Source organism: Paenibacillus sp. sgz302164 (genome assembly GCF_056120505.1).
Genome location: NZ_JBVYOL010000017.1, coordinates 106,817 through 121,287 on the forward strand (window position 1 = coordinate 106,817; position 14,471 = coordinate 121,287).

Genomic DNA, 14,471 nt, shown 5'->3' on the forward strand with positions numbered 1-14,471 from the left:
TATCAAAATGAAAATCAAGAAAGCTATTATTCCTGCCGCAGGCTTGGGAACGCGCATATTGCCCGCTACCAAAGCTCAACCTAAGGAAATGCTGCCGATCGTCGACAAGCCGGCCATTCAATATATTGTGGAAGAGGCCGTTCAATCGGGAATTGAAAGTATTTTGATTGTGACGGGGCGTAATAAGAAGTCGATCGAGGATCATTTTGATAAATCCGTTGAACTGGAACAAATTCTTCGCGAAAAAGGCAAAAGCGAGCTGCTCGCAGAAATACAGAGCATCAATCAGATGGCGAATATTCATTATATCCGACAGCAGGAACCGCTCGGATTGGGCCATGCCATCCTTTGCGCGCAGCCGTTTGTCGGCAATGAACCGTTTGCCGTTTTGCTCGGCGACGACATCATGGTCAGCGATACCCCGGTGCTGCAGGAGATGATCCGGCTGTTCGAAACCGCGGATATGAATATTGTAGGCGTGCAGCCCGTCCCGCCGGACGAGGTGAGCAAATACGGCATCATCGATCCGGTCAGAAACCTCAACCGAACGTATTCCGTGCGCGACATGATCGAAAAGCCGGCTCCGCATCAAGCGCCGTCCAATATGGCGGTGATGGGCAGATATATTTTGAAGCCATCGGTGTTTGACGCGCTGCAAACGATCGAGAGAGGGTCCGGCAACGAATACCAGCTTACCGACGCGCTGCGCGAAGTATGCCGTACCGAGGGGCTGCTCGCGCTCCAACTGAACGGAGAAAGGTATGATATCGGAGATAAATTCGGATATATGAAGGCATTCGTCGAAATGGGCCTGCAAAGAAAAAGCCTCCGTGCGCGTCTGCTCGATTATCTGGAGATGCTTATATTGAAGGAACGCGGTAAAGAGAATATGAAGAAGAGCGTATGAAGCTTTGCCCAGTACAAGAGCGATACGCATGGATTGAAAAAGCATGATCGCAGCGGTTTCCCGTAAACCTGCCGCCGATGATGCTTTTTCTTTTTTACCGTCAATTGGCCCTCTTCAGCGCGGTTTGGCGCTTTTGCCGCATTCAGGGGATTCTCAGGCAGTTCTCATTGTCTCTTCAGGGCAGGCTCAGGGGATATTCAGGTTAGGGGTCTATACTTGTCCTTGTAAGAAACAATAACTTATCCGAGAGGTGGAACTACATCATGAAAGCACTAAGCAAAAAAATCATCGCCGGCACTCTTCTTACTACTTGCCTGTTCAGCTCAGGCAGCGTCCTTCTCAATAGTCAAGCCTACGCGGCAACGCCGACTTCGAAGTACAGCGCAGCAACCGACACATCCGCAAATCAGGACAGCAGAATGGTCAAAGAAGGCGCCAAGCTGCTCGGGGTCGACGAGGCGGCAATTACTACGGAATTGAAAAAAGGCAGAACGCTATCGCAAATAGCTTCTGATAAAGGATTCGGCAAAGACGCTTTTCTACAAAAGCTGAAGGATGCCGTTAACACTTCCATCGACGCCGACGTTAATGCCGGCACGCTTACCAAGGATCAGGCCGACAAGCAAAAAGCCGCTTTTCCTGACCGTTTGAACCAGCAAATCGATAATGCAAACCTCGCAAACACATTGGCGAATTGGAATTGGCAAACGCAAAAGACCGACCCTGTCTACAATAATACAGCGACAACAGCAGCGGGCTCCCAATCCAACGACGATAAAGGTTTGATCGATATTAAAAATCATTGGGCTAACAAGTCCATCAATGATCTGGTAGGCAGAGGCGTTCTTCAGGGGGACCAGAACAAGCGGTTTAACCCGGACTCGACCGTCACACGCGAAGAGTTGGCTGCGATGCTGTCCAGAGGCTTTAATTTAACTGCGGACACTTCGAAAACTCCTAATTACTCGGATGTGCAGAAAAACAGATGGTCCTACAACAACATTGCCGCGGTAAAAGATTACCTCGATCCGCAAACCGACGCTAACGGCAATTCGGCCTTCAATCCGACCGACGGAGCGAAGCGGCAAGATGTAGCGGTCAGTCTCGTAAAAATACTTTTGAAGAACAAGCCTTCGACTACTTTGATGGACACGGCTTCCGCCGACAAACTGCTTAAAGAGAAATTCAAAGATGCCGACAGCATTCCTGCCGCTCTCCGTCCATATATCGCAACTGCGGTTCAACATAACTTAATTCAAGGGGACGAACAAGGAAACTTCGCACCTACGCATACCATTACCCGCGCTGAAGTAGCGACGCTGCTCGATCGTTGTCTCACCAGCGACAGCAGCCAATGAGCCGATAAAAAAGACGCCTCCCAAACCTTTTAGGTGTGGGGGCGTTTTTTTTGTTGCCATATGCAGCGCTAAGCGCGTGGGGCAGTAGGACAATCGTTCTGATTGGCGAATAAATCTGCCTCTGAGTGCAGCCCCACATCTTCGAAAGACCTCGATAGAGGTTTATCTCATCGCCGAAGGAGGGCGGGACCCGGCTGGCACCTGAAAAAGCTGAAACAATGCAGGCTTCTTCTGCGAAAAGTGCCGCACCGCGCGCCCACGGCACAACAGCTCTCGGCGCGACACCTCCCCAGTGGAACAGCTCCTGGCGCAACAGCCCTCGGCGCAACATCTCCCCGGTGCAACAGCTCCTGGCGCAACAGCCCTCGGCGCAACATCTCCCCGGTGCAATACCTCCCAGCGCAACACCGAGCACGCAAAACCTGCGCCTGTCAGGCTGCCCAGTAACCCATGCTAAGGGAGGTCGCCCAATCCGCCCGGTTGCGTGAAGAAAACCTGCAAAAGTGCAGTTTTTGCTCGGTTGATGCGCTGGCTACGACAAATTCCTGCAAATGTGCAGGCTTTTCGCCGCGAACATGGGCTCAGGTTCATTTTCATCGAAAATTCCTGCACAATTGCAGGCTTTTCGCCAAAATGAACCACTTTTATGAAAAAAACCTGCGCTTTCGCAGGCTTTCCCTTACCAAACACCTTGTTCCCTCCACTTCAGCACATCCACGGGAGAAACCTACACTTCCGCAGGATTCTCCCTGCCAACCGTCTTGTGCCCTCCACTTCAAGCGTATCCACGGGCGAAACCTACACTTTCGCAGGGTTCTCCCTGCCAACCACCTTGTGCCCTCTCACTTCAAGCGTATCCACGGGCAAAACCTGCACTTTCGCAGGCTTTCCCCGCGTTGTCCGTGCTGGTTCTAGCGGGCGAGTTTCAACGCTCTCGCGCTTTCTCAAGGCCCTCCATCGCTGCTCATGATCAGCGTTTTTTCAAGTCGTTCATGATGCGGCGGCCTGTCGGCGTCTGGGCCAGGCCGCCGCCGGCCGTTTCGCGGTGCTGCTCCGGCATCGCCGATCCTACCTCGAGCATCACCTGGATGACCTCGTCGGACGGGATGACGCTCCGCACACCGGCGAGCGCCATATCCGCTGCCGCGAGGGCGGTGACGGCGCCGAAGCCGTTGCGGACGATGCAGGGGATTTCTACGAGCCCGCCTACGGGATCGCAGATGAGCCCGAGCGAGTTTTTCAGCGCGAGGCCGACGGCGTGAACCGCTTGTGCGGGCGTGCCGCCGCGCAGTTCGGTCAGCGCGCCGGCCGCCATGCCGATGGCGGAGCCGACCTCAGCCTGGCAGCCGCCTTCGGCGCCGGAGACGAAAGAGTTGTTGGCGATCACGTAGCCGATAGCCCCTGCGGCGAATAAGCCGTACACCATATGTTCGTCGCTCCAGCCGAACCTTTGCTGACAGCTGACGAACACGCCGGGAATAATGCCGCACGAGCCGGCCGTCGGCGTCGCGATGATTCTCCCCATGGACGCGTTCACTTCCGAGACGGCCAGAGCGTAGGCCATGGCCAGGCTCGCATCTCCGCCAAGATTGGGCTCGGTTTGGCTCCGATAAGCCATGACGCGCTGGGCGTCCAGCCCGGTCAAGCCGCTGCGCGATGTCGTATCTTCCCGCAGCCCGCGCTGCACCGCGTCTTTCATAACGGCGTAATAGTCCGCCATCTTGGCGAATTCCAGCCGGGAATCCCGTCCCGACTCGGCGGACTGCTCCTCCAGCATGAGCCTGCCAATGCCGGTTGCCTTGGACTGGCTTAACGCGGCTAGCTCGTCTAATGTGCGAAAATTCATTACGTCCAACCTCCTATTGCAAATCTACGATTTGTATCGACTGCAACGCCGGTATATGGTGCAGTTCCTCCATAAGCTCAGCGGTCACCGGACCGTCCAGTTCCAGCACGGTGAGGGCATCTCCGCTGCGGCTTTTGCGGTCGACGGACATGTAGCCGATATTCGTTTCATGCTGGCGCAGCAGCTGGGTGATATCGGCAATGACACCGGTCCAATCGCGGTGCTGCAAAACCAGAGTCGGGTAAATGCCGGTCATTTTGACGCTGAATCCGTTCACTTCGACGATCTCAATGTTGCCTCCCCCGATGGACGTGCCGACTACAGTGAGCTGCTTCTGTTTCGTTGGGTCGGAAAGAATCAGCTTGGCTGTGTTCGGGTGCGGATATAAGCCCTTGCCGATTTCAAAGGCAATGTGCAGCCCGCTCTGTCCGGCGATTTCAAGCGCATTCGAAATGCGGGTATCATCAGGCCGGAAATCGAGCAGCCCTCCGACAATCGCCCGGTCGGTGCCATGGCCCGCATAGGTGGCGGCGAACGAGCCGAAAAAAATAATGTGCGCATCGGCAGGCTGTCCGCCGAAAAGCTGGCGAGCCGCCCGGCCAATCCGGGCGGCTCCTGCCGTGTGGGAGCTTGACGGTCCGACCATAGCAGGACCGATAATGGAAAAAACGTCTTTAAATCGCATGAGCCATCGTCTCCGAGACAAGGATATACAATCCGCAAAGGACAGCTGGATAGCCGCGGCTTGAACGGACATGGACGTTTGGGGCGGGGACACGCCGGCCGGTACGAGACAATCGCAGGACTCGCCGTCCAGCCGTCCGGGCAGCTCCGTTTTGGCCTGAGCCGACAGTTCGGCGTCCGTAAACGCCGTCGGTCGAACCAGCCGTTTTGGACAGTTTATGCGTATAACGCGCAATAAATTCAGGAATCGGCCGCTTCGCGAGCTGAGCAGCAAGCGATTTGCCCGCTTGATCCGCAGCAGATGCCCGGAAATGCCGCATCCGCATCCGTATCGCCGAACAGCCCCTCGCGCGCCATTTTGCTGCAGCGCTTTCTTCGGCCGGACAGCTGTTAATGGGAGGCGTCCTTACTCCACCGGGCAGCCGCGGTCATAGCAGCAGTGACATTTTACGAGAAAAATTTTATAATTTGCATGTGTAAAGTGCTTAAAGCTCAATTCGGGCAAAAATCAATCATCGGAGCCCCTCCTGAACCGGAAAACGGGTAAAGCGGAGGCTGAAGGCAGGAGTAAACTTACATGCGGAACAGATCGGGGAGTCGCCTTTTACGCTGCAGCAGCAGTCTTGGTTTTATTTGTTTGTCACTCGTCCTGTTGTTCGGGGCGCTGGTGCCGGCGCCGGTCAGCGCCAAAGCTCAGGGCGAGCAGCTTATTTGCCTGGATCCCGGGCATCAACTGCACGGAAACAATGATCCGGAGCCCGTCGCTCCGAATTCAAAGGAAATGAAAGCGAAAGTGTCTTCCGGGACAACGGGAGTCGCCACGAAAAAGCCGGAGTATGTGCTGACCTTAGAAGCTTCGCTGCTGCTCAAAAAAGAGCTGGAACTGCTGGGCTACAAGGTGGTCATGACCAGGGAGTCCAACAACGTCGACATTTCGAATGCGGAAAGAGCGCAAATGTGCAACGAAGCTCACGCTGATTTGGCCGTGCGGATTCACGCCGATGGCGACAGCTCTCCAGCGACGCAGGGCATCTCTGTGTTGTATCCGGCATGGAGCGAGGGGACTCAAGCGATTTACGCTCCAAGCAAGGAAGCGGCGGAGATCATTTTAAGGGAAGCGGCAGCAGCTTCGGGAGCCGTATCCAGGGGCGCCGTGCCGCGCTCCGATTTGACCGGATTCAATTGGTCCAAGGTGCCGACGGTTTTGGTCGAGATGGGATTTATGACAAATCCGCAGGAAGACAGGAAGCTGTCGGATCCCGGTTACTTAAATAAACTGACCGGAGGGATCGCGGCGGGCATTAATTCGGCTTTGGCCGCCCGGGTGGAAGAGCCGGAGGTTGAGGGGCAATCCCGGATCTACATGCCGATCCAAACCTGGCTATATGAATTTTCCAAGGGCAAAATGACCCGTACCCGGTCTGCTTTGTCGCCTCAGCCTTTGCAAGTTGCCGCCGTCAGGGGTGGCTGGGGAAAAGTGAATACCTGGCTTGGAGAGCGGTGGGTGTTCCTTGGGCATGCTTTAACCCCGATCCAGCCGGTGAACAAGCAAATTGAACTGCGGGAAAACACGGCAATCTACCGGAGCCCGCTTGATGTGGAGCCTGCAGGCCGGCTATCCTCGCAAAAAGTAAACGCCCGTGAGCAATGGAACGAGTGGTATTTGATCGATACCTGGCTGGGCGAAATGTGGGTCAGGACAGCGGCGGAAGTGTAAGAAGTCATTGGATAGTGGGTTATATTTTCGTTGTCCTTGTGGTATACTGGATTCAAGACATGCGTACAATGCTAAGAGAGCCGTGCTGGTAACACGACTCTCCGCGCAATAGCCGCTTTTAAGGGCGGTAGGCTTTAGATAGGTTAACACGATCAGAAATAGACCGTTACCTTGGGTAGGGCGGTCTATTTCTTATTTCTGAAAGACAGCAGAGCTACGATAAGTAGTCCGAACGTAAGCATGATCATAAGTGCCTCGTATACTGTCACAGGCATCATCCTCCTTTCACAGAGGATTAGCCGACCGCCCTTGCAAGCTTATTCTATTTGCACACCGATTATGGCATATATTGGAACTTTCAGAAATATTTAAGCGAATATTAACGTGTTATTCAGCTGGTTATCAGCCTGGCTTCAGTTCACGATCTTATCATTTTATTAATCCCACGGATAAAAAAATGATGAGGAAGGTGAACGGAATGAAGGTTCGATACCGGCTTTTTTTGGTTTGTTTGTGGTCCGTCATTCTTGTCGTTTTAACATGCACCAGTAGTCTCGAATCTTTGTTCTACAACCATACGGTCCGGTTTGCTTTCGATCCGCATCCGGATTTTTCGCAGCTGTTTCTGTTTGATTTGACCGAAATTCATCCCGCTTGGATTATCGTGAAGACAGGCCATTTTCTCGGCTTCGGCATGATTGACGTTTTGGCTTTTTATTTAATCCGGAAGCAAAAACCGGCTATGCTGGTTGCGATCCTGTTCGCCGTTCTTACCGAAATTCTCCAGCTTTTCTTCAATCGGGACGGCAGATTGTATGATATGATGATCGATTCCGCCGGAGTGCTTCTGTCCTATTTTGTCATTCGCGCCGTGCTTTACTTGAAAAACCGGACTCCGTCCTCCTGGAACAAGCCCGGTGTTTACAGCGGCAAGCAGTACGCCAAAAGCTGAACGACGGACTGCCCGTCCGCCGATTTAGCGGCCCGGCAGGTCGATCCGCCTTTCATCTTCGGCCCCAACTAGGTCCGGCCGGGATGTCCGCTCTAATTTTTCCGCCCGTTGGGGAATGCCCGGGAAGCTTGACGGTCAACAGTCTGTAGACGATGCCGAAAGCGACCCAGGCGAGCCCCATCCACAGGGCGTTTTTGTCGAGGAGCGAGAGCAAATAGCCGATAAACCCGGCTCCGGCCAAAGGCAGCGCGAGGTAAAGGACCGTTTGTTTGAACGAACGCTGCCGGTCTTTGACATAACGCTTGACGATGACGGATATGTTGACAAAAAAGAAGGCGGTCAGCGCGCCGAAATTAACGAATTTCACCGCGGTATCGAGGCTGATGACCAAGGCAAGCAGGGAAATGGCGCTAACGATGAGGACGTTGACGACGGGGGTTTTGAACTTCGGGTGCAACGAGCCGAATACCCGTTTGGGCAGTATGGAATCCCGCCCCATCGCATACAGAAGGCGCGAGACACTGGTCACGGACGATAATCCCTGGGTAAAGATGGCGAGTACAAGCACCGTGATGAAAATGGAGCTAAGCACCGCGCCGCCGACGAGTTTGACGATTTCAAAGCCGGCCGAGTCCGTATTTTGAAAAGTCAGGTTCGGATAGGCGAGCTGGGTCAAAAAAGACGGCGCCAGATAAAGAATGCTGGCCGCAATAATGATGATCATAATGGCTCTTGGAATCGTTTTTTGTGAATCAATGGTTTCTTCGGACATCGTAGTGACGGTGTCAAAACCGAGAAAAGAGAAGCAAATCAGCGCTGCGCCCGCCAAAATAGCCGAAAACGGGATCTCCGTTTGAACAAAGGGCTGCAGCGGATGAATGTCGGCTAAACCGGTAAGATTTTTGAAGAGGAACAAACAGAACACGGCGATGAAGACAATTTGCAGCCATACGAAAATTTTGCTGAGATTGGCCGAAAAGCGGATGCCGATTATCGCAACGGCCGCCAAAACGATATTTAGCGAGACGATCCATACATAAGCGGGCACGGAAGGGAATTGCGCATGAAGATAAATGCCGAACGTCAGGCAGGCGATGATCGGCGAGAACAAATAATCCAGAAGCAGCGCCCAGCCTACCAGAAATCCGAGGTAAGGATGGATGCTTTTGCCGGTATACGTATAGGCGGAACCGGAGGTCGGGTACGTTTTGGACATAATGCCGTAGCTGTGCGCCGTGAAAAAGATGGCGATAAAAGCAAGCGAATACGCCTGGGTCAGCATGCCCTGCGAATTTTCGTAAGCGATCCCGTAGATCGAGAAATAAATCATCGGCGTCATCCAGGCCAAACCCATATAGACGACTTGGCGCAGATTCAAAGTTTGGCGAAGCTTGACTTCGGACTTCATGATAGCGGCACTCTCCCTTGTTGTTAGTCTCATAAGAAAAAGCCCGGGCGATATCCATAAAAGAATATCCTCCCGGGCTTTTGTCCCTCCGTGAACACAGCGGCGCTGTGCGTTTTCTCTCGGACCTGGCCGGAGATGCTTTTCCGCGGAACCCTAGAAAACAAAATATATGTCACAATACATGACTTTAAAATTCGAACTGACTGTTATTTCATAAGAATTATGAGACATCAGAAAATTATGTTAGTTAATATAACACAAATAAAACGGTTTGAGAAGCGTTCGGACAAAATTTACTCATTTTTCGCCAGCCTCATTGACAATCGCTTGATATGGTGTTACTTTAATTAACACAACCGCATAACTTTGTTTACTAGGGTTCCGCTGGCTGCCAAAGATAGGATGTCAGGCTGGTCCGAGAGTAAACCGCTCTTCGCAGGAAGAGTGCCACGGAAGGATAAAAACCTGGGAGATATCATGGAGACGACAAAGTCTCGTGATGTCTCCTTTTTGTTTACACGCATAAGCGAAAAGGAGCTGGTCAGGATGAGGAGCATTTGGAGTACGACCCTTAATGCCGGAGGGAAATGGTCGGGAGTCATCGGTAAAAGGAAGCTGCTGCGCTTTACGGCGCTCGAATCGGGCGCGAACGTTTCGATGATGATGTTCAACGCCAGGGAGCTGACGGAGCGCTACAATATGCCGGATACGCTGAAAGCGCAGCATACGGCGCATTTGACGAAAGGGAACGTGCTGATGAGCGATAACGGGCGGGCGCTGGCCAGCTTTGTCGAGGACAGCCTCGGTTGGCACGATCCGCTGTGCGGATACACAAGTCGGGCGGCGACCGATGTCAAATACGGGGCGACGAACTACCAGGATCTGCGGAACGGTTGGCTTCGCAGCGGCCAGGAAAATTTCGCCGTGGAACTGGTGCGCAATGGTCTCGGCATGCGCGACATGATGCCTGTCGTCAATTTGTTCTCGAAAGTATACTGCGATGATTTGGGCGTGCTGCATTTCAGCGAGAATCATTGCCAGGCGGGTGCGACTGTGACACTGCGTACGGAAATGGACATTTTGCTTGTGCTGTCCAATACGCCGAACCCGCTTGATCCGCGAACCTCGTATCCGTCGGTTCCCGTAAAGTTTGAAGTTCAGGCCGCAGAGCCCGTGGATGTGCAGGATTACTGTGTGAATTACCGGCCGGAAAATCGCCGGGCTTTTGAAAATACTTGGGAATACCACGAGTTATCCGGTTTTTAATGAACATTATTTTCGAGGAGGAGTCCCAATGACGGTTTTTAATCGAGTGGAAAGTCCCCGCAAGGCCGAAGATGCCATATATGACGCGGTGGTGTTGGCCGGAGACGGATGGATGCATGATCTCGAGCCGGGACAAGTGCTGCGCATCGTCGATCTGGAAGGCAATCAGGCGGCGGATACGCTGTTTTATGACGCTGATCATCCGGAAGATCATTATAGTGCAGTGGCGACCATCGCCGATCAAGGCAACATGTATTTGACCGCAGGTTCGGTGCTTCGGGCCGAGTCCGGCAAAAAACTGGTGACGATTGTCGCCGATACGTGCGGACGCCATGATACGGTGGGCGGTTCCTGCTCCGCTCAAAGCAATACCGTGCGGTATTCCCACGACAAACTATCGATGCACAACTGCCGGGACACGTTCATGCTGCAGCTTGGGAAGCGGGAAGGTGCTTATACGAAGCGGGACCTGGCTCCGAACGTGAACTTTTTCATGAACGTTCCGGTAACGCCGGACGGGGGGTTAAAGTTCGACGACGGCGTATCGTCGCCCGGCGCATATGTGGAGATGCAATCGCACGGACGCACGACGGTGCTCATCAGCAACTGCCCGCAGCTCAACAATCCTTGCAACGCCTACAACCCGACGCCGATTCGGCTGCTCATATGGGAGGGGTGACGAATATGTTCAACAAAGTGCTGATCGCCAACAGGGGAGCCATTGCAGTGCGGATTGAACGCACTTTGCGCAGGCTGGGCATCGCTTCGGTTGCCGTGTATACGAGCGCCGACCAGGACAGCCTTCACGTCGATCATGCGGATGAAGCAGTGCTGATCGGCGAAGGTCCGGCGAAGGAAAGTTACTTGAACGCCGAGCTCATTCTCAGAACGGCGCTGGAAACAGGCGCCCAGGCGATACATCCCGGTTACGGCTTCCTCAGCGAAAACGCGGATTTCGCGAGGGCGTGCCGCGAGCGCGGCCTCGTGTTCATCGGTCCGACGCCGGAACAGATGGAAATGTTCGGCCTCAAGCACTCCGCCAGGGAGATCGCCGAACGGGCGGGGGTTCCGATGCTGCCGGGAACGCCGCTCATCACCGGGCTCGAAGAAGCGCTGCGGGAGGCCGGGCGAATCGGCTACCCGGTTATTTTGAAAAGCACCGCCGGCGGCGGCGGGATCGGTATGCGCGTCTGCGCCGACGAGGCGGAGCTCCGTGCCGCTTACGACGGCGTGCGCCACCTTGCCGAGACGAATTTCCGAAACGGCGGCATGTTCCTGGAGAAATACATCGCCAGAGCTCGGCATGTCGAGGTGCAAATATTCGGCAACGGCTTCGGCGAAGTTGTCGCCCTTGGCGAGCGGGATTGCTCGATTCAACGCCGCAACCAGAAGGTGATCGAAGAAAGCCCGGCGCCGAACCTGTCCGGGGAAGTGCGCGAAGCGATGTTCGCCGCCGCACGGCGGCTGGCTGCGGAAGTCGGCTATCGCAGCGCGGGCACTGTGGAGTTTTTGTACGATCCCGAAACGTGCGAATTTTATTTCCTGGAAGTTAATACCAGGCTTCAGGTGGAGCACGGCGTCACGGAAGAAGTGCTCGGGATCGACCTGGTCGAGTGGATGGTCCGCGAAGCGGAGGGCGGGCTGCAGGATTTGCAGTCGCTGCTGCGGGAGCCGGTCGGCCACAGTATACAGGCCCGGATATATGCCGAGGACTGCCTGCAGCAGTTCCGTCCGAGCGCGGGGCAGTTGGACCGGGCGGTTATGTCGGACAGCGCGCGGAATGAGACCTGGGTGCGGGACGGCATTACCGTGACGACGCTGTACGACCCGATGCTGGCGAAAATTATCGTCCGCGGCGCCGACCGCGCTGATGCGATCCGCAAGCTGATCCGCGCGCTGGAAGAGACGCGGATGTACGGCATCACGACGAACCTGCAGTATTTGCAAGCGCTGCTGCAGGAGCGGGAAGTTGCGGAGGGCCATGTGCATACCCGGCTGCTGAACGGTTTTGAGCCGTCGGAGCATGCCCTTGAAGTGCTGGACGGCGGCATTCAATCTACGGTGCAGGACTACCCGGGACGCATCCGCCATTGGGACGTGGGCGTGCCGCCCTGCGGACCGATGGACCCGCTCTCCTTCCGCATCGGCAACAGGCTGCTCGGCAACGGGGACGACGCGCCCGGCGTGGAACTAACGCTGCGCGGCGGCGCCTACAAGTTCCGCGGCGATATGCGGTTCTGCCTCACCGGGGCCGACATGCAGGCCGAGCTTGACGGGGCCGCGGTTCCGATGTATCGTCCTGTTTTTGCTGGCAGGGGGCAGGTGCTGAGCTTTGGCGAGGCCAAGGAAGGGATGCGGACTTACCTGCTCGTCGCAGGCGGGTTCGATATGCCGCACATTCTCGGCAGCTCCGCCACATTTACGCTAGGGGGCTTCGGCGGTCACGGCGGCCGCGCTCTGCGTCCCGGTGACGTGCTCGGGGTAAGCAAAAGCGGAAAGGGAGCGGACGGTGATACAGCTAGCGATACAGCCGCCGTCACTCAGCCGGATTTTGCTTATCGACCTGCAATGGCACGGGAATGGACGATCGGCGTCATTCCGGGCCCGCACTGCACCGGAGAGTTCCTTAAGCCCGAGTATTTGCGGCAGCTGACCGAAATTAGCTATGAAGTGCATTTTAACAGTTCGAGAACGGGTGTCCGATTGATCGGCCCTGCTCCGCTCTGGACGCGGGAGGATGGCGGGGAAGCGGGGCTGCATCCGTCCAACATTCACGATAACGCCTATGCGATCGGCACGCTTGACCTGACGGGCGACATGCCGATCCTGCTCGGGCCGGACGGTCCGAGTCTGGGCGGATTCGTATGTCCGGTGACGACGGCGACGGCGGAACTGTGGAAAATCGGCCAGTTGCACCCGGGCGACAGCGTGCGCTTCCGCCTGCTGACGCTGGAGCAGGCGGAAGCGCTGCGGCAGCGGCAGGAAGAGCAACTGCAAGTCGTCGGCAGCGGGCAGGCCCCGCGTTATGGAAGCGATGCGCTGCCGCTGGCAGATGAAGCGCTGACTGCGGAGTACCCGAAGCTCGTGGAGCTTGCGGCAGGCCGCAGGTTCCCGCTGACGATCCGCTGCTGCGGCGATCAAAACCTGCTCGTCGAATACGGCGCAATGGAACTGGATTTGCTGCTGCGTTTTCAGGTGCAGGCGCTTATGCAAGCCATTGCCGATAGCGATGCGATTCCCGTCTTGGATTTAACGCCGGGCATCCGTTCGCTGCAGGTTCATATCGATCCGTCGCAAATGACGGTCAAAGAGGCTTGCCGGCGGATCGTGGAGATCGACGCCGCGCTTCCCCCGCTGGAATCGTTCCGGGTTCCTTCCCGGATCGTGCGCTTGCCGCTATCGTGGGACGACCCCGCAACGCAGCTCGCGATTCAGCGCTATCAGCAGGGCGTGCGGCCTGACGCACCGTGGTGTCCGAGCAATCTGGAATTTATCCGCCGCATCAACGGCCTGGACAGCATCGAAGACGTACGCGAGATCGTGTACAGCGCCAACTATCTCGTTCTCGGTCTGGGCGACGTGTATCTGGGGGCGCCGGTGGCGACACCGACCGACCCGCGCCACCGGCTCGTGACGACGAAATATAATCCCGCGCGCACATGGACGCCGGAAAATGCCGTCGGCATCGGCGGCGCATACATGTGCGTCTACGGGATGGAAGGGCCGGGGGGCTACCAATTCGTCGGCCGCACGATTCAAATGTGGAACAGGCTGCGGCCGACGGCGAGCTTCAAGCCCGGCAAGCCTTGGCTGCTGCGCTTTTTCGATCAGATCCAGTTTTATCCCGTGGAGGCGGATGAGCTGCTGCGGCTGCGGGAAGATTTTTTGCGCGGCCGGTATGAAGCGGACATTACGGAGACGACATTCGATCTCGGCGAGTACCTGCAGTTCCTTGGCTCGATTGAAGAGAGTGCCGGGGCGTTCCGCCGACGGCAGCAGGCTTCCTTCCAGGCCGAGCGCGAAAACTGGAAAGCTCAAGGGCTGGCCGAGTACGTCGCGGAGCAGGAGACGGCAAAACCGCCCGCGGAAGACGAGCTTCCCGAAGGAACGGTCGGCGTGCGCGGCATTATGCCCGGAAGCGTCTGGAAAGTGCTCGTCGCTCCGGGCGAGCGGGTGAAGAAAGGCGACAAGCTGGCCATTTTGGAAAGCATGAAAATGGAGTTCCCGCAGCACGCCCCTTGCGACGGTTGCGTATCGACGGTTTTTGTGAATCCGGGAGATCAGGTTCACGCCGGACAGCTGCTTGTCGGCATTGCCCAATAATAAGGAAGAG

The 14,471-nt window shown here is 55.7% G+C and carries 12 protein-coding genes and 2 riboswitches; of the genes, 7 read left to right on the forward strand and 5 right to left on the reverse strand.

Features of this window, described 5'->3' with window-relative positions; all coding sequences use genetic code 11:
- Positions 1-7 precede the first annotated feature (7 nt).
- Positions 8-907, forward strand: coding sequence for a UTP--glucose-1-phosphate uridylyltransferase GalU (gene galU / locus AC0LWT_RS26045; RefSeq protein ID WP_474684198.1), 900 nt, complete (start codon positions 8-10; stop codon positions 905-907).
- A gap of 263 nt (positions 908-1,170) precedes the next feature.
- Positions 1,171-2,265: an S-layer homology domain-containing protein gene (locus AC0LWT_RS26050; RefSeq protein ID WP_474684199.1), complete on the forward strand. Its 1,095-nt coding sequence runs from the start codon at positions 1,171-1,173 to the stop codon at positions 2,263-2,265.
- 453 nt (positions 2,266-2,718) lie between these two features.
- On the opposite strand, the gene AC0LWT_RS26055 is transcribed toward AC0LWT_RS26050, so the two are convergent.
- From AC0LWT_RS26055 to sdaAB, 3 genes are all read right to left on the reverse strand, one after another.
- Positions 2,719-2,955, reverse strand: a complete 237-nt coding sequence (locus AC0LWT_RS26055; protein ID WP_474684200.1) for a hypothetical protein — start codon at positions 2,953-2,955, stop codon at positions 2,719-2,721.
- Between the two features lie 280 nt (positions 2,956-3,235).
- On the reverse strand, positions 3,236-4,111 hold the full coding sequence (gene sdaAA, locus AC0LWT_RS26060; protein ID WP_474684201.1) for an L-serine ammonia-lyase, iron-sulfur-dependent, subunit alpha: 876 nt from the start codon (positions 4,109-4,111) through the stop codon (positions 3,236-3,238).
- A gap of 13 nt (positions 4,112-4,124) precedes the next feature.
- On the reverse strand, positions 4,125-4,796 hold the full coding sequence (gene sdaAB / locus AC0LWT_RS26065) for an L-serine ammonia-lyase, iron-sulfur-dependent subunit beta (protein ID WP_474684202.1): 672 nt from the start codon (positions 4,794-4,796) through the stop codon (positions 4,125-4,127).
- A 576-nt stretch (positions 4,797-5,372) separates the two neighbouring features.
- Here sdaAB and AC0LWT_RS26070 point away from each other — a divergent pair.
- Positions 5,373-6,512, forward strand: a complete 1,140-nt coding sequence (locus tag AC0LWT_RS26070) for an N-acetylmuramoyl-L-alanine amidase (protein ID WP_474684203.1) — start codon at positions 5,373-5,375, stop codon at positions 6,510-6,512.
- A 185-nt stretch (positions 6,513-6,697) separates the two neighbouring features.
- On the opposite strand, the gene AC0LWT_RS26075 is transcribed toward AC0LWT_RS26070, so the two are convergent.
- Positions 6,698-6,790, reverse strand: a complete 93-nt coding sequence (locus AC0LWT_RS26075) for a putative holin-like toxin (protein WP_474684204.1) — start codon at positions 6,788-6,790, stop codon at positions 6,698-6,700.
- Positions 6,791-6,990: 200 nt separating this feature from the next.
- On the opposite strand from AC0LWT_RS26075, the gene AC0LWT_RS26080 reads away from it, so the two are divergent.
- Complete coding sequence (locus tag AC0LWT_RS26080) at positions 6,991-7,464, forward strand: VanZ family protein (RefSeq protein ID WP_474684205.1); 474 nt, start codon at positions 6,991-6,993, stop codon at positions 7,462-7,464.
- 52 nt (positions 7,465-7,516) lie between these two features.
- Here the strand turns inward: AC0LWT_RS26080 and AC0LWT_RS26085 are convergent, their stop codons facing one another.
- Positions 7,517-8,872 (reverse strand): APC family permease, encoded by a 1,356-nt coding sequence (locus AC0LWT_RS26085; RefSeq protein WP_474684206.1) that lies wholly within the window; start codon positions 8,870-8,872, stop codon positions 7,517-7,519.
- 67 nt (positions 8,873-8,939) lie between these two features.
- Positions 8,940-9,040, reverse strand: a riboswitch (guanidine-I (ykkC/yxkD leader).
- 194 nt (positions 9,041-9,234) lie between these two features.
- Positions 9,235-9,346: riboswitch (guanidine-I (ykkC/yxkD leader) on the forward strand.
- A 72-nt stretch (positions 9,347-9,418) separates the two neighbouring features.
- On the opposite strand from AC0LWT_RS26085, the gene AC0LWT_RS26090 reads away from it, so the two are divergent.
- The 3 genes from AC0LWT_RS26090 to uca are packed head-to-tail and all read left to right on the forward strand — an operon-like array spanning position 9,419 to position 14,461.
- A complete protein-coding gene (locus AC0LWT_RS26090) occupies positions 9,419-10,138 on the forward strand; it encodes an urea amidolyase associated protein UAAP1 (protein WP_474684207.1) in 720 nt (239 codons plus the stop codon).
- A gap of 28 nt (positions 10,139-10,166) precedes the next feature.
- Positions 10,167-10,817 (forward strand): urea amidolyase associated protein UAAP2, encoded by a 651-nt coding sequence (locus AC0LWT_RS26095; RefSeq protein ID WP_474684208.1) that lies wholly within the window; start codon positions 10,167-10,169, stop codon positions 10,815-10,817.
- A gap of 5 nt (positions 10,818-10,822) precedes the next feature.
- Complete coding sequence (gene uca, locus AC0LWT_RS26100; protein WP_474684209.1) at positions 10,823-14,461, forward strand: urea carboxylase; 3,639 nt, start codon at positions 10,823-10,825, stop codon at positions 14,459-14,461.
- Positions 14,462-14,471 lie beyond the last annotated feature (10 nt).